This is a genomic window from Collinsella tanakaei YIT 12063 (genome assembly GCF_000225705.1).
GTDB lineage: Bacteria > Actinomycetota > Coriobacteriia > Coriobacteriales > Coriobacteriaceae > Collinsella > Collinsella tanakaei.
Genome location: NZ_JH126472.1, coordinates 34,438 through 50,052, shown reverse-complemented (window position 1 = coordinate 50,052; position 15,615 = coordinate 34,438). Strand labels below are relative to the sequence as shown.

The window sequence follows — 15,615 nt, the reverse complement described above, 5'->3', positions numbered from 1 at the left end:
GCTGTGGGCAAGCACGGCTGGGATGCCGCTGCTGCCTTGCTGAAAACGGCCTCCGTTCGCGTTCGCTTGCTGGTTTTGGCCTTCAGTTGGAGTTGGTGCTGCTGAAATCGCCCTTCAGTTGGACTTGGCGTGGTCTCTTGCGAGGCTGTCTTTGAAGAAGTCGCAGGTAGGAGCGGTGCGTCTTCAGATACTTCGATGCCGCAAGTCCAACTGGACCTCGTTTTTAGAGCTACGGGTGAAACGGAGCTCGATTTCAGCAGAGTCCAAGTCCAACTGGACCTCGTTTTTAGCAGCAACTCCAACTGAAGGTCGTTTTTAGCGTGCTCGGCTGGAGGGCAACTCCAACTGAAGGCTGTTTTTAGCAAGGGCGCGGATCAGCGAAATCCCAAACCCCGCGCACTGTCTTTGCGCTGTGCATGCATGGCAACTTAGGCCAGCATCTTGATGAGCATGCCGATGCCGATGCCGATAGCACCGCCCACGGCGGCGCCGAGGATGATCTTCAGGCTGTTGATCACGCCCTTCTTCCACGGCTTCATCTCGCGCGCGTGCTGTCCGGCAGGCGTGTCGCGGTCCACGTGTTCACCGCGGCTGAATGCCAAAACCTCGCGATAGGTGGCCAGGTCATGCTGCTTCTTCAAGCGCTCTAGGTTGGCGAACGCAATCAACATCACAAACAGGGACGCAAGCGCGAACACCACCGTGGGGATCGTGTGCTCGCCCCATCCCCATTCGTATTGGAAAGCGCCCCAGATTCCCAGCAGCAAAAAGGCCGCTGCGCTCACTACCGCCACCGTCGAGAGGTTGTTGTACTTCTTGACCGCTGCATCCATTACCTGTGCCATGGTTTCCACGTCTCCTTTGATGAGGGAGTCTACGGTCGCCCCAAACACGTTCGAGAGCAGAAGCAGGCTCTGGACGTCCGGATACGTGCGCCCGCACTCCCAGTTGCTGATGGTCTGGCGCGACACGTAGATGCGCTCCGCCAGATCGTCTTGGGAGAGGCCCAGCTCCTTGCGGTGCTCCTTGATGTGCGAGCCCAGCTCCATGCTCCTGCTCCTTGGGGGTCGGGGTGACCCCTGTCGAGAGTCACCATGGCATTGACGGGGGAATCGTACCATCAAAGGTGTTTATAGCGCCTTCTCACAAGGATGAAAAACCTCGTCAAAATGCTTTATACATGCCTCTGACCAGCAATTCCTCTGCAGCGCCGCATCTTTTCTCGCGCGCGAGGGTCGGTGGGTCCGGACCCTGGCAGCACGCCCTTTACCCTATGAGTCGGCGCGGCAAAATCCCAAAAAATCTCTTGCACTGTGTATGCGTGTGTATATACTGTACTTAACGAGTATATACACTATGCTCAGTAGCGGGCAGTGCCGACGGGCGCCAACCGCGAGTCGCTCGAGACGTCGGGCGGCGGGCCGCCACCGACTGGGGGACGCCCCGCGGCGGCGGTATGTAGGGAAAGGGACCAACAACGTGGAACTCATCATTTCAAACTCCAGCAGCAAGCCCATCTACGAGCAGATCACCAGCCAGATCAAGGCGCAGATCATCGCGGGCCAGCTGGCGGAGGGCGAGCAGCTCCCGTCTATCCGCGCGCTGGCAAACAGCCTGCGGGTGAGCGCCATCACCACCAAGCGTGCCTATGCGGACCTGGAAAGCCAGGGCTTCATCGAGACCGTCCAGGGCAAAGGCAGCTTTGTCGCCGGTGGCAACAAGGAGCTCATCCGCGAGGAGCACCTGCGTGAGATCGAGGGGCATCTCTCCCGCGCGGTCGAAGCCGGGCGCGACCTGGGCCTTGAGCCGGCGGAACTGCGCGAGATGCTCGACCTCCTGCTCGATCAGGACGAGTAGCCCTCGCTGTGAGCGCAAGCCCACCTCGTCCACCTTGTCCAAGCCAAACCAACACGTAATCCAGCCATACCAAGGATGGAGACCATGAACCAAGTAACTGCTGCCGCGCCCCTTATCCAGGCAAGCGGCCTTACCAAGCACTATCCCGGCTTCTCGCTCGCGGGCGTCAACGTCACGGTCGAGCCCGGCCAGGTGGTGGGCTTTGTCGGCAAGAACGGCTCCGGCAAGTCGACCACCATCAAAGCCCTGTTGGGCCTCATCTCGCTGGACGCCGGCCAGGCAAGCGTCCTGGGCTACTCGCCCCGTGATCTTGCGAACACGGCATCCGCCAGGGCAAAAGAGCAGGTGGGTGTGGTGTTCGACACCATCTCCCTGCCGGGTCACCTTAAAATCGAAGAGGTGGGCAAGCTTATGGCCCGCGCGTATTCAACCTGGGATGCCGCCGGCTTTCAGCAGCGCCTTCGCGCCGCGGACCTCGACCCCAAAAAAGCCGTCAAGGACCTCTCCCGCGGTATGGGCATGAAGCTCTCTCTTGCCTGCGCGCTGTCGCACAACCCTCGCCTGCTCATTTTGGACGAGGCGACGGCGGGCCTTGATCCCATAGCTCACGATGAGGTGCTCGACGCGCTGCGCGATTTCGTGGCGGTCGAGGATGCCCAGGGCAACCCCGTGAACGGCATCCTCATGTCCAGCCATATCACTAGCGACCTGGATAAGATCGCGGACACGGTGCTTTGCATCGACGCCGGGCATCCCGTCTTCAACATCGCTAAGGACGAGGTCTGCGACCTCATGGGCGTCGCCCGCTGCCGCGCCGCGGAACTTGAGCAGATCGCTTGTTCCGGCGTCATCGCCCCTGGGGCCATGCGCATCATGCGGCAGGATTACGGCATCGACCTGTTGGTGCCCGATCGCTTCGCGTTTGCGGAAAGCTTCCCGTCCATCCCGTGCGACCGCATGGGCATCGACGAGTACATGGTGTTCATGATCAAGGGCGAGCGCTACTGCTAGCTGCTCCGCGCCCGCGGCCTTCTTGTCCGCGCTTCTTTGGACGATGTCCTTGTCCATCTCTGCTTCCTTTTGAAGGGACTCACTATGAAAAAGGCTTTTTTGGTCGAGCTGACGGTGCTCACCGGTTATATCAAGCAGCTTTTGCCTATAGCGGCGATCGTGGGGTTTTTTGTTGCTTTTGGCATGGGGACCGTAGTTCCGCTTGCCGGTATCTTTGTCACCATGTTCAGCATGATGGGGGCGATGGCGGCAAGCGCGTACGACGACGCGAACAACTGGGGTGCCTATCGCCTTACGCTGCCTTTATCCCGTCGCGACGTGGTGCTTGGCAGGTATGTTGCGGTGATTGCCATGGCAGGTGCCGGTGTCGCGCTTGGGATTGCCCTCCAAGTGTTGGCTGTGGCAGTTGGCGCGTTGAATATTCTTCCCGGGGACCTTCGAGACGTTCTGCATATGACCCAGGCGGATGTTCTCGCAAGCATCTTCTCGCTGTTTCTGTGCTTGTTTATGGGGGCTTCGGCCGCGGCTTTTACTATTCCGGCGTATTTCAAGTTCGGCAACACCAAAGCGACGCAATTCCTGCCCATGTTTGTAATGCTTGCATACTTTATCTGCATGGTTGGCTTTGGGCAGATTGCCGACCATATAGACGCTGCGGAAGTGTTGGCCCGCTTCGCATCCTGGATGGAGAGCTATGCGGGGACTGCGGTCCTCTCCCTCGTTCTCATTGTGCTCACCGCGTTTGTTCTCTCCGTTAGCGCCGCGGTCTCTATGCGTATCTCCGCTCGCCGCGACCTTTAGGCCCCGGCCGCTCGATTACGGCTTTCGCGGCGACTTTGAGTTGCTGCGCCCCGTGCTCGCCCGGTCTGTTCCCGCCGAGCCTGCGATAGACCCGCACCCGTCCGCCCTCGTCTGCATGACCGTTCGCGTAAAGGGACGGTAAGCCCGCGTAGCGGGGGAGGCACACGCAAAATCAATTCGACTATAGTAAGAGCGTTCCGGCATGGCGCCGGGGCGCTTTTGTTTTCACGCGCGGCGTTACTCGTGCCGCGCCCTGTACGGTGAGGCTCTATGGCAGGCGACAAACCCTTTGCATCGATCCCGCTGCCCCTCAAGGGGGCCCATAACGTGCGCGATCTTGGAGGATATCCATATACGCGCCAAGCGGGCGAGTGCGGAACCACGGCGTTTGGCGCCTTTTTGCGCTCGGGCACGCTGGGCAGGCTCACTTTGGGCGACCGCGAGGCGCTGCGGTGCTACGGCCTGCGCCGCGTCATCGACCTGCGCAGCAACTTCGAACTCAAGCATTGGCCAGATCCGTACGCCAAGCGTCCGGAAGAAGGCGTCTTCTACACGCATATCCCCATGCTCGATCAGCTCAACTCAAGTGGCTTTCGCGGCGCGCTGCCCGCCTGCATGTTCGACGTCTACCAGTCGCTTTTGGATAACGACGCCTCCAGCATCCGCTCCGTTATGGAAGCGCTCGACGGCCCCGGCTGCTCGCTGTTCCATTGCCGCGCAGGCAAAGACCGCACCGGTGTGATCGCCATGCTTTTGCTTGGCCTGGCGGGCGTGGACGATGAATTTATAGTTGCGGACTATCGTGTGACGCAGGACTACATGGGTCGCGGCCTGCGAGCCCAGCGTGCCGGCGTCTCGATTCTGCTGCTCAAAAAGGCGCCTCGCTGCCTGTTCGAGTCTGCCCCCGTAGAGATGGAGCGCACGCTTGAGCATCTGCATGCTCGTTATGGCACCGCGCGCGAGTATCTGAAGGATTATGCGGGGTGCGATCCCGCCCTTCTCGACCGCCTTACCGCAAAGCTGCGTGGCGAAGGGCTTTAGACCGGGTTGGGAGCGGGCTGCGGCGCTGCTACAGACGCCGTGCGCGCCGGGACATCATGCCCGCGTAAGTGGTGTGCAAGCATAACGTTAGGCGCCGCGGGCTCCCGTGGTGCGACGCTTGGGTGTCACACAAATGTTTCCCCTTGTGTACATTCGTTGGATTAGGCTCGCTACATGCGGTCCGTCTCCACACATTGACAAAAACTCGATAATCGGGCGCTAGTATGGTGGGCTGCAAACCTATAGGGCAAACCTAACAGGTTCTTAACAGAGATCACCCGCAAGCAGCCGCTCGCGGCATCCCAAGTAAAGAAGGATCCGTATGCTCGTAGCCATCATCTCCCTTGTTGCCTTTGCGGCAACGGTCGCCTTGACCATCCGCAAGGTACGCACCTTGGACCAGGACGCGCGCTCCGCACGCCGATCGACCGTGCTTTCGGTTGTGTTTTTCGCCGTGCTGCAGCTTGCTGTAGGGCTCTACGCGGCAATGGGCGGCGTCGCCAACGACGTGTTGTCGCCGCTTGTCCTCAACGCGGTTCTTACGGGTTGCGCCTGGCTTAATCTTGAGCGCGATCTGGTGCGCGAGCGCCTGCTTAAGATCGCGGGTCCTGCCGGCCGCTTCGCCCATCCGCTCATCGCGTGCGTGATCCTGTTGTTTTTGGCGGGCGTGGGCGCCACACTGGGCCTGGAGATTCCCAGCAACCACAACTTGCTGTGGATGTATCCGCTCTGCCTGCTGCTCGAGTGGGCGATTATCACCGCTATCATGGCTGGCGTGTTCTTCATCTCCCAGCGCCGTCATACCCCGCCCGCGGTCGTCGCCGTGCTCATGAGCATTTTGGGCATCGTCGAGTATTTCATCATCACTTTCAAGTCCATGCCCATCGCTCCGGGTGACATTTCCGCCCTGTCTACTGCGATGGCCGTTGCCGGCACTGGCTACTCCTACATCCTGTCGCCCTTCTGTCTGTATGGCATGGCGTTCATGGCCATCTCCGTGCAGCTGTGCCGCATGGCCGCTATGCTTCGTCCCCAGCGCGATCGCGGCAATCGCCGCGCGCTGCTCATCAACCTTATGGTGGGCATCGCATGCTTGGCGGGCGTGGGTGCCCACGTGACGCTGGTCGATTATTACAACACGCTTAGCATTCAGGTTTATACCTGGCGCCCGCTTGAGAGCTACTACCGTCAGGGTTTCTTGCCCAGCTTTATCTCTGGCGCCCAGACCATCAAGCCTCCCGTGCCCGAGGATTATGACATGGACCAGGCTAAGGAGCTCATTTCTGACTACGCGGACCAGTATGATGCCAACCGGGCTGCAAGCGTTGAGCGCACGCAAGCCGTCTCGCAGTTTGATGAGGAAAAGCCCACGGTCATCACCATCATGAACGAGACCTTCTCGGATCTCTCCATCTACCAGAACCTGCATGCGGACTATCAGGGCCCGCAGTTCTTCAAGAACCTGTCCGACACTCTGCAGCGCGGCGTGCTCTACGTTTCCGCGTTTGGCGGCGGCACCTGCAACACCGAATTCGAATACCTCACCGGAAACTCCATGGCGTTCTTGGGCACGGGCACCTATCCGTACACCATCTACGACCTCACCCGCACCGAGACCCTGTCCCAGCAGTTCAGGGACCTTGGTTACGACACCACGGCCATCCATCCCAACCATGGCACCAACTGGAACCGCGAGAACGTCTACAGCGCGTTTGGCTTTGACAACTTCCTTACCATCCAGGACTTCCAGGACGCCGGGAAGCTTCGCGGCATGGTGACGGACGCAGCGACCTATGACAAGATCCTGCAGATGCTGGACGAGAATTCCAATCCGCAGTTCATCTTCGACGTGACCATGCAGAACCATTCCGGTTACGACACCGGCTTGATTCCCGTCGATAAACAAGTCAACTACGTTATCGATGGCGTGAGCGATCCGGAGGTCAACGAGTACCTGGCCCTTATCGAGGAGTCCGACCGTGCGCTGGAGGACTTTGTGAACCAGCTGCGCAAGCTCGACCGCAAGGTGATCCTGGTCTTCTTCGGCGATCATCAGCCGTTCTTCCCGGACGAGTTCAACGACGCCTGGTTTACAGGCGAGAGCGATGCGGTCCATAACGAGCGGCTGTGGCAGACCGACTACTTCATCTGGGCCAACTACGACGTCGCCGGCCGCGACCAGGAAAGCGCTCAAGACGATCTCTCCGTCAACTACCTCAGCAGCGTCTTGATGGATCTCATCGGTGCGCCGCTGACCAGCTACCAGAAGGCGCATATTACCCTGCGCGAGGCCCTGCCCGCCATCAACGCCACCGGCTATGAGGACAAGAGCCTGCAATGGTACCTCTCTAGCGCCGCGACGTACGACGGATATCCCGCGGGGAGCGCGGCGGCGGATGCCGTCCAGGCTCGCAGCGATTACGCTAAGATGCAGTACTACGAGCTGTTCCGCGATGGCAAGGACATTTACACCAAGATGTATCAATCCGCCGCGAACGAGACCGACCCCAACCTGGCGCCCGGCACAACGCAGATCAAGTAGTTCCGTCACCGCGCGCCGGTCAGGCTTGTCCTAATCGCGAGCCGGGGCAATGGGTCCGGTATCCGCGTGTCCGCTTGGCGGCAAGACACGTAAAGCATCAGCCCTCCTGCGGTAAGATGCTCGGTGTACCCGAGACATCCCGTAGGAGGGTTTTTCTATGGCTGAAATCGCTGCCGCCGCGCCCGCACCCATGCTCGACCTTATCGATCGGCGCTCGTCCACACGCAAATTCGCCGACGTGGCCATTACCGATGAGCAGCGCGCTGCGGTGCTCCATGCCGCCACGCGAGCCCCATCTGCCGGCGCTATGATGATGTATTCGATTATCGACATCCAGAGGCAGGAGACCCTCGATCGCCTATCTGTGCTCTGCGATAATCAGCCTTTCATCGCCAAGGCCAAATGGGCTCTTGTCTTTGTGGTTGATTACTGCAAGTGGATCGATCTTTTTGAGCACGCGGGGTGCTTCGCAGATGAGTTTGTACAGAAAACGGGCCGCTCTGCCCGTCGCACGTGCGGTCTTGGTGACTTTGCGATCGCTGCGCAGGATGCCGTTATCGCAGCGCAGACCGCTGTGATAGCTGCGGAGGCCGTGGGCCTGGGCAGCTGCTATATCGGCGACATTGTGGAGAACGCTGAAGAGGTTGGCAAGTTGCTGGGGTTGCCCGCGCACACCATGCCCCTCAGCATGCTGGTTTTTGGCGTGCCGCATAAGGAGCGCCCTGCCACGCCGCATCCGGTTGAGAACCTGGTCATGAGCGAGCGCTATCGCCGTGCGGACGCCGCGATTATGGATGCCCAGATAGCGGAAATGGATGCCATGTTCCGTCCGCACGCAACTGAGGCGGGCGCGCGCGTGGTCGATATCTACACTCGTAAACATACAAGCGATTTTATGGCTGAGATGAATCGCTCTATGGAACAGTGGTTTGCCAATTGGAGCGCTGAGGAGAAGGCGTAGCCCCTCGCTCCTCATTCATGCTTGATACTGGCGTTTGCTTAAGTTGCTCTGTAGGGGGCGGCTCTTCTTTCTTTGCAGATTGCGCCTCGCTCAATCGCCGTGAAGGCCCTCTCGAAGGGTTCTTCACGGCGATTTCTCGTAGATGGGCTTGGCGGTCACGTAGTTACGCGCCCGCGGGGCAAATATAGAGCCGCTGCGAAAAGGACGACAGGCTCGCGCGTGTCAAAAAACACCTTAGTGCGGAGGTTAGGACAAATAGTGCGTTAGTGCGGTTTGGAGGCGCTTTGGTCGCGTATCTTTATGCATCGAGCGTAATCACTTAAGCTTTCTACCATGCGTTAAGAGAATACTTTATTCACAAGGTACCCTTACTATCCTCTTCTCGTTCCGCACTAACGCACTATTTGACACTCTAGGGACCGCACTAAGGCATTATTTGACCTAACTTCCGCACTAACTCGATATTTGTCCCAGCCCGCCTTCCGCACTAAGGCTCTTTTTGACATCGTCCGCGCGCGGGGTCTTGAGAGGCGCCCACGCGGCCTGCGAACGGCGGGTGCGCGGTGGGCACGTGGTACGTGCGGCACGTTTGGCAAGCAAAAACCCGCCGATCTCTTGCAGATCGACGGGTCTTTTTGCGCCGCCAGCTTGTGGGCGGCGAGGCTATACGCAAGGTGCAGCCCTGGCACAGGATGCAACCCGTAGTGGCGCACGAACGCGCGCGTCGCGCCGGTTGCCGGAAGCGCGATAGAAGCAAGCGCTACGGACGCGTGTTGGGGTCGATGCGCGTCATGCGGTCGACTTCTTTGAACTTGGTGAACAAGGGCACGTACTCGTAGAACACGCTGGAGCTCTCAAGGCCAAACCAGCGAGCCGGAGAGCCGGCAAAGCGGCGGATGGTGTACTTGAGGGCGATGGCGGAACGCTCGCGGCTGTCCACGTCGCTCTCGGGCGCCAGCATCTTGCGGAGCATGCAGAAGCGGAACGAGCCGATGGGGCCGGGCTTCTTGTACACGGAGTACTCATGCGTCTGCGGCGGCAGCTCGCCGGAGGCGGACAGGTCGGAGACCACCTGGCGCAGGTAGGCGTTCACGCGCTGGTTAACCTTGTAACCAAGGTAGAGATGGACGCGGAAGACGTAGTCGGTACCAAAGGTCTCGACCGAGTAGGAGAACGTGTGCGGCTCGTCCATTACCTCTACGTTTAGGAACCAATAGGCGCGGGCGCGCTTGGGGTGCTTGTCCAAGATGGAGTAGAGGATGTCGCGGTCAAGGTAGTTGGTGTTGGTCTCGTTGGTGAGGTACACCAGGTTGTCGCTCATGAGCTCATAGGTCTCGTCGTTGCGAAGACTGTCAAGTTGGCCCAGATAGGAGCGGATGGGCAGCAAGGTTGCCTGACGGCGCTCGACGGAGGTGCCGTTGTACCAGCTGACCATGATGCCCATGATGAGGGCAGCCATGAGGATGGTGAAGTAGCCGCCGTGGAAGAACTTGGTGAGCGATGCACCAAAGAAGAAGCCTTCCAGAGCGACGAAGAAGATGACGAAGATCCAGGCTGCGATCTTGCGCTTGCGAATGTTATGCAGGAAGAAGAACAACAGGATCGACGTGCAGATCATGGTGATGGTGATCGCCAGGCCGTACGCCGCCTCCATGTGCGCGGAGGACTGGAACAGCAGGACGACGGCGATGCAGCCAACCCACATGACGTTGTTCACCATGGGGATATAGAGCTGGCCCTTGGTCTCGGCGGGATAGAAGATCTGCATATGGGGCATGAGGTCCAGGCGGCTCGCCTCGGAGACCAGCGAGAAGGCTCCGGTAACAAGCGCCTGAGAGGCGATGATGGCCGCGCAGGTGGACAGTCCGACGGCGAACGGTCGCATGCCCTCTCCCAGCATCTCAAAGAACGGGTTGAGGTCCTGGATGGCGGCAAGCTCGGGGTTGCCGGCGTTGGCGAGCAGCCAAGCGCCCTGGCCCAGATAGGACAAAAGCAGGCAGATCTTGACGAACGGCCAGGTGGCGTAGATGTTGCCGCGGCCAACGTGGCCCATGTCGGAATACAGGGCTTCCGCGCCGGTGGTGGCGAGGAAGCAGCTGCCCAAGATCATGACGCCGGCGTGGTTGTTGGGCGAGAGCAAAAACGCGATACCGCGCAGCGGGTTGAAAGCCAGCAGGATAGCGGGGTTGCCCAGTACGTAGACCAAGCCGTTAGCGCCCAGGAACAAGAACCAGAAGGTCATGACGGGGCCGAAGGCGCGGCCGATCTTGCTGGTGCCCGCGCGCTGCACGGCGAACAGCAGGCTGACGATGATAAGGGTGATGATGACCACGTTGGTCTGCCCATCGCCGATCAACGACCGCATGGCGGGAATGGTCCTCAGGCCCTCGACGGCCGTGGTGATGGTGACGGCGGGAGTGAGAATGCCGTCAGCCAACAGCGCGGAGCCGCCCAGCATCGCAGGGATGATGAGCCATTTTCCATATTTTCGGACGATGCTGTACAGAGCGAAGATGCCGCCCTCGCCATGGTTTCCGGCTTTGAGCGAGATCAACACGTACTTTACCGTGGTCAGCAGGGTGACCGTCCAGATAACCAGCGACAAGGCTCCCAGGATGAACTCCTCGGTAACCTGCATGATGCCACCCTGGCCGGCGAGCAGCGCCTTGGTGACGTACATGGGCGAGGTGCCGATATCGCCGTAAACGACGCCCAGCGTTACCAACATGGCGGCGATGCTTACCGGAATGTTGTGGCTTTTGTCATCCCCATCCCCGTGTTTTGATTCATTTTTAGATTTTCGTTTAATTGCGGCTGCGCCGTGGTCATCGGGCTTGCGCGTGCCCTGCGTGCCGCTCGTGTGCTCCTTTTGATCGGAGGCAGTCGATTGCGTCATCGGTTCTATGCTCCTTGATGAAACGGGCCTCAGTCCGGTTGGACGTGGGGCGAATCGATACCAAGGTCGCGCGTCGTGGGTTGCACGCCTTGGTGGCACGAGATTATAGCCTTATTGGAAGTAGTTCGCCATTCATTGGATGCCGATGCTATGCAGGTTAATTGCGCCTTGCCATGCGGTATGAAAAACGCCGCTGCCCGCACATGGAAAAGGGCGGGCAGCGGCGTTGGATGGGTTTATATCGACGGGCGAAGCCTTCCGTCTGGCGGTCGTGGTCAGAGCGCTTAGCGGGGGTCCGCCTCGATGCCCGCGCGTTGCATGGCCTCTTCAACCGTGTAGCGCTTGACCAGGTAGCACTTGTGGATGCGCGGGTTGCGGGCAAAATCCTCTGGGATCGTCTGCGTGGTGATATCCGTCAAGACCACGCCTGCGCGCGCCAGGCCCTCGATATCGGGCTTGAAGGTGCGGAGGTTGCACGAGAAGATCGCCTCGCCTTGGCGGGTGAGCAGGCGCGACAGGCCGATGATGAGCTCGGTGTGGTCGCGCTGCACGTCGAAGGTGCGGTTGCCCATCTTGGACGAGTTGGAGAACGTGGGCGGGTCGCAGAAGATGAGGTCCCAGCGGTTGCGGGTCTCCCGCTGCTCCGAGATCCAGCAGCGTACGTCCGCGCGGACAAATTCATGGTTGCGGCCTGTAAAGCCGTTGAGCCGCATGTTACGGTCGGCCCAATCAAGATACGTGTTGGAGAGGTCGACGGTAACCGTTTCCTCAACGCCTCCGTCCGCTGCATAGCAGGTGGCGGTGCCGGTGTAGGCGAATAGGTTGAGGAAGCGCTTCTTGCCGCGAGCGTGCTCGCGCACCAGGTCGCGCGTGACGCGGTGGTCCAAGAAAATGCCTGTATCCAGGTAGTCGTCAAAGTTGACCAGGAACGTAAGGCCGCCCTCCTGGATGCGGGGCAGTCTGCGACGCGAGTCCTCGTCGACGGCATCTTGCGGCCCGCGACCGCTTCGAGACATGGAGCTGCGGCCGGCGTCGGCATATTGCGAGCCGCCGCGCGAGCGCGTGCGCGCCTTGGCGTAGACGTGGTCGGGGTCAACGTCTAGGACGATAGGAGCGATGGTGAGGATATCGAGCAGACGCGCGCGGGCCAGCGAGGGGTCTACCGTTTTGGGCGCGGCGTACTCGGCGATTACCAGCCATCGGCCGGGCGTGGCGTCGCTGCCCTGGTACAGGTCGATTGCCGCGGCGTAATCCGGAAGGTCTGCGTCGTAGACGCGGTAGCAGGTGACGCCGGCGCGCTTGGCCCATTTGCGGCGCAGCCTGGCAACCTTTTTCAGGCGCGCGGCGAATTGGTCGGATTCGGGCACCAAAACGGCGACTTGCTTGCCATCGCCCAAATCTACGGCATGCGTGACGGGTTGGACAAGCTTTTCGTTCGCCCCCTCCTCGTCCAATGATTCTGCGGACGAGAATACGGTGATGTGGGCCTCTTCGTTGTTGGGTTTCACCAAAATGGACGCACTGGGCTCAAGGTTGAGACTGCGCGAAAGGAAATCGTCGCGGGTGAGCGCGACCAGCTGAGAGCAACCGCATGCGGTGCGGACCTTGGTGATAAGGGAGAGGATGCCCGCTGTTTGGGTGAAGGGGACCTCGGTGGTGTCGGCGAGCAGCGAGATGGCGTCGGCGTCCTCGCTTTTTAGGGCGGCGAGCACGTCTTCCGCCCGGGCGGCGACCAGGGTGGCGTGCTTGGCCATGCCGGCGGAGCGCAGCACGCGGGCGGCGTAGCTTACGGACGCCGGGTCTGCATCCGTGGCGATTATAACGGCTCGACGGTTTCTGCCCGCCTCTGCGCGCCCGTCCGCCTCCGCGATAAGCGCGTTCCATGCGCCCTCGTCATGGCGCTGCCAACCGGTGAAGCCCCATTGCTGGCGCAATAAGCCGGGTGCGCGGTCGATAAGCTGGCTGATGGCTTCGAGCTCCAGCCCGCCGCCGGCGCAGGAGAGGTCCACTAGGGCGGGCGCCGTGGGGGAGTCCTGATTCCTATCAAGCGATGACACCGCCTGCGACCAGCCGGTTTGGGCGAGCATAAGGGCGGCGTAGTCCGGGCGGAGCACGTGCGCCTTGGCGCCGGATCGGGTGGCTTCGCGCGGCAGGCGCTTGAAAAGGGGCTCGCCGGAGAGGTCGAGGTGGATGCTGGCGCGTTCGCCGCGGATGGAGAGGGCGATGCGCGCGTCCGGATGCTCGGTGTCGACGTTGGCGCGGGCGCCGGCCTCGTCTGCCAGGCGGTCGCAGATAGCGTCTTTCACGCACAGCGCGGCGTAGTGCGAGTTGCGCAGTTCTTTGTTGGAGCCACGGGCGGTCACGGCGATGCTGGCGCCTCGGACCAGGATAGATTCCCAGGGCATGTCGTAGGCGCCGTCATACAGGGCGTTGGCGTCCCAGCAATCAAAGCGGCCAAGGACCACAAAGACGCGGCTGGCCAGGCGCGACCACAGGCAGGCGCGGTAGGCGTCGGCAACCGTACCAGTAAAGGTGACGCGGCCCTTAAGGCGGCGGGTCTTGCGCAGACCCATGGCGCGCAGTTCCGCGTCGAGCGCGCTTTCGAACCCCTCCGGGCAGCTGGCGTAGAACTCCAGGTATGTCGCGGTGAGCGCGGCTTGCGTTGCTTCGTTCATGGTGCTGCCTTTCATAAGGGCGCCGCGATGATGCCGATGCTGCGAGGCCTGCTCGATGGCATCGGCGCGGGCGCGTACGTGTTCAAGGTGCCATTATCGCATAGTGGCGCGCGGGGCAGCTCGCCCCCACCTGACCGCTACAATATGGGAGGATAACTGCGTTATAAGGGGGGACTACATGACCGCGTTTGGATCAAAACCTGCCGACCTGGCTATGCCGGCGGCGCTGTTCTTTGATGTGGATGGTACGTTGGTGTGGCATGATCCGGATGCCGCGACGGGCGAGAACATCGTTAGCAATCCTCCGTCGGCCGAGGTATACAAGGCGTTTCACGCGCTGGCGGACAACGGCCACAAGGCGTTTATCTGTACGGGGCGCCCGTTGAGCCTGGTGGCACAGGATCTGCTCGACCTTAAGCCCGCGGGCCTTATCAGCGGCGCGGGGGCAACTATTGTTATAGACGGAAAGATCGTCTACCAAAACGGCATCGCGCGCGAGTTGTTGGACCAAACCCTCAAGGTGGTCTTCGAGGCAGGCGCGGGCGTGATGTATGAAGGCGCGAGCCTGTGCGTGAGCCTTGTGCCCGCGGGCGTGCCCTATGATGATTTTCCCGGCGTGGCGACCGTGCACACCGTCGAAGATTTCTATGCGTTGGCGGGCGATGAGGTGTTCGACAAGATCTCGTTCATGAACAGCGAGGTCCCGGCGCTGCGGAGCGCGTGGGATTTTCTGGGCAAGCACTACACCATCTGCGATTTGGGCGTAGGCGTGGGCGAGATGAGCGTGATCGGCACCGATAAGGGATCCGGCATTCACCATGCGCTCGAGGCGTTAGCGAAGCTGGATGGCACGGATGCCGCTGCAGATGCGGCGTACCGTACTTTTGCGTTTGGCGACTCCGAGAACGATCTGCCCATGATGCGCGTGGTGGATCATCCCGTGGCGATGGGCAACGCGTTGGATTCGGTCAAACAGGCTGCGAGCTACGTAACGGCCTCGGTTCAAGAGGACGGCGTTCCGGCGGCCCTGCGCCACTTTGGACTGATCTAGCGCGTGGACGAGGAGGGGCGACCGTAGTGGTGGGCTTGTTTGACAAGTGGCCCCGATCTTCCATAATGGAGTCAGACAGAATAACCTTTGGGTTTTGTAAGGCGGGGTCGCGCAAGCGGTTCCGCCTAGTTTTTATCAAGATGAAGAAGGCGCGACTCGGCGCTATCCACTGTCTGCTGGGGATTGGTTGCAACTCATCCGTTTTACCTCTTGTCAGCTGGTTAGCCCTATGGCCTCCTCGCCAATGAGTAGCGCAGCATATAGAGGTACGCTCTTGATTCCCTCGTCCATTCCATAGTTCTTCTCAGTCACGCGAATGACGCGCGGGCAGTTATATTTGTCTGCAAACTTTTTAGCGCTTGAACTTGAGACGCGTTTGCCAGATTTGACCTCGATGGGAGCGATGCCGTTGGGGAATTTGAGAACAAACTCGACCTTCTGGACGCTCTGCATGCCCCAGTAGTATGGCTTTGCGCCGGTGGATACTAGCTGCTGCATGACGTAGTTCTCCGCCATGCCCCCGCGAAAGCGCGCGCTGCGGTGGTCTTTGCCGTCGAAGTCGCTGGGAGATGCATCGTTTCGAGAAAAAATCTCCCAATACGGAGATTATTTCTGGAATCACGCTTAAGGCCAGAGGCTCTGTTCGCCATGGCTAACAAAAGAACCCCGCAGGCGGCTGGTACAAGCCATCCTACGGGGTTCTTCAATCAAGGTATCAACCAAGGCGCTTCGAGAAGAGAAGGCGCTTTACGGCGGCGAGGTCCCCGGCGATGTTCCCGA

The 15,615-nt window shown here is 60.3% G+C and carries 11 protein-coding genes; 7 read left to right on the top strand and 4 right to left on the bottom strand.

The window, feature by feature from the left end; genetic code table 11:
• Nucleotides 1-428: 428 nt before the first annotated feature.
• The gene (locus HMPREF9452_RS08845) at nt 429-1,049 is read right to left on the bottom strand and encodes a helix-turn-helix domain-containing protein (protein ID WP_009141799.1); all 621 of its coding nucleotides are present in this window, start codon (nt 1,047-1,049) and stop codon (nt 429-431) included.
• A gap of 430 nt (nt 1,050-1,479) precedes the next feature.
• On the opposite strand from HMPREF9452_RS08845, the gene HMPREF9452_RS08840 reads away from it, so the two are divergent.
• The 6 genes from HMPREF9452_RS08840 (at nt 1,480) to HMPREF9452_RS08815 (ending at nt 8,213) form a co-directional block, all read left to right on the top strand.
• Complete coding sequence (locus HMPREF9452_RS08840; protein WP_009141798.1) at nt 1,480-1,857, top strand: GntR family transcriptional regulator; 378 nt, start codon at nt 1,480-1,482, stop codon at nt 1,855-1,857.
• Nucleotides 1,858-1,941: 84 nt separating this feature from the next.
• Nucleotides 1,942-2,868: an ABC transporter ATP-binding protein gene (locus HMPREF9452_RS08835; RefSeq protein ID WP_009141797.1), complete on the top strand. Its 927-nt coding sequence runs from the start codon at nt 1,942-1,944 to the stop codon at nt 2,866-2,868.
• Between the two features lie 84 nt (nt 2,869-2,952).
• The gene (locus tag HMPREF9452_RS08830) at nt 2,953-3,669 is read left to right on the top strand and encodes an ABC-2 transporter permease (RefSeq protein WP_009141796.1); all 717 of its coding nucleotides are present in this window, start codon (nt 2,953-2,955) and stop codon (nt 3,667-3,669) included.
• Between the two features lie 270 nt (nt 3,670-3,939).
• Nucleotides 3,940-4,710 carry a tyrosine-protein phosphatase gene (locus HMPREF9452_RS08825; protein WP_009141795.1) on the top strand — a complete coding sequence of 257 codons (771 nt, stop codon included), beginning with the start codon at nt 3,940-3,942 and terminating at the stop codon, nt 4,708-4,710.
• A gap of 322 nt (nt 4,711-5,032) precedes the next feature.
• Nucleotides 5,033-7,252, top strand: coding sequence for an LTA synthase family protein (locus HMPREF9452_RS08820; protein ID WP_009141794.1), 2,220 nt, complete (start codon nt 5,033-5,035; stop codon nt 7,250-7,252).
• 157 nt (nt 7,253-7,409) lie between these two features.
• Nucleotides 7,410-8,213, top strand: coding sequence for a nitroreductase family protein (locus tag HMPREF9452_RS08815; RefSeq protein WP_009141793.1), 804 nt, complete (start codon nt 7,410-7,412; stop codon nt 8,211-8,213).
• A gap of 760 nt (nt 8,214-8,973) precedes the next feature.
• Here HMPREF9452_RS08815 and HMPREF9452_RS08810 read toward each other — a convergent pair.
• Together HMPREF9452_RS08810 and rlmKL are read right to left on the bottom strand one after the other, a co-directional pair.
• Nucleotides 8,974-11,109: a KUP/HAK/KT family potassium transporter gene (locus HMPREF9452_RS08810; RefSeq protein WP_009141792.1), complete on the bottom strand. Its 2,136-nt coding sequence runs from the start codon at nt 11,107-11,109 to the stop codon at nt 8,974-8,976.
• Between the two features lie 284 nt (nt 11,110-11,393).
• Complete coding sequence (rlmKL, locus tag HMPREF9452_RS08805; RefSeq protein ID WP_009141791.1) at nt 11,394-13,784, bottom strand: bifunctional 23S rRNA (guanine(2069)-N(7))-methyltransferase RlmK/23S rRNA (guanine(2445)-N(2))-methyltransferase RlmL; 2,391 nt, start codon at nt 13,782-13,784, stop codon at nt 11,394-11,396.
• A gap of 178 nt (nt 13,785-13,962) precedes the next feature.
• On the opposite strand from rlmKL, the gene HMPREF9452_RS08800 reads away from it, so the two are divergent.
• Nucleotides 13,963-14,835, top strand: a complete 873-nt coding sequence (locus tag HMPREF9452_RS08800) for an HAD family hydrolase (RefSeq protein ID WP_009141790.1) — start codon at nt 13,963-13,965, stop codon at nt 14,833-14,835.
• Between the two features lie 213 nt (nt 14,836-15,048).
• Here HMPREF9452_RS08800 and HMPREF9452_RS08795 read toward each other — a convergent pair whose 3' ends face one another.
• A complete protein-coding gene (locus HMPREF9452_RS08795) occupies nt 15,049-15,426 on the bottom strand; it encodes a DUF4143 domain-containing protein (RefSeq protein WP_261792607.1) in 378 nt (125 codons plus the stop codon).
• Between the last annotated feature and the right edge of the window lie 189 nt (nt 15,427-15,615).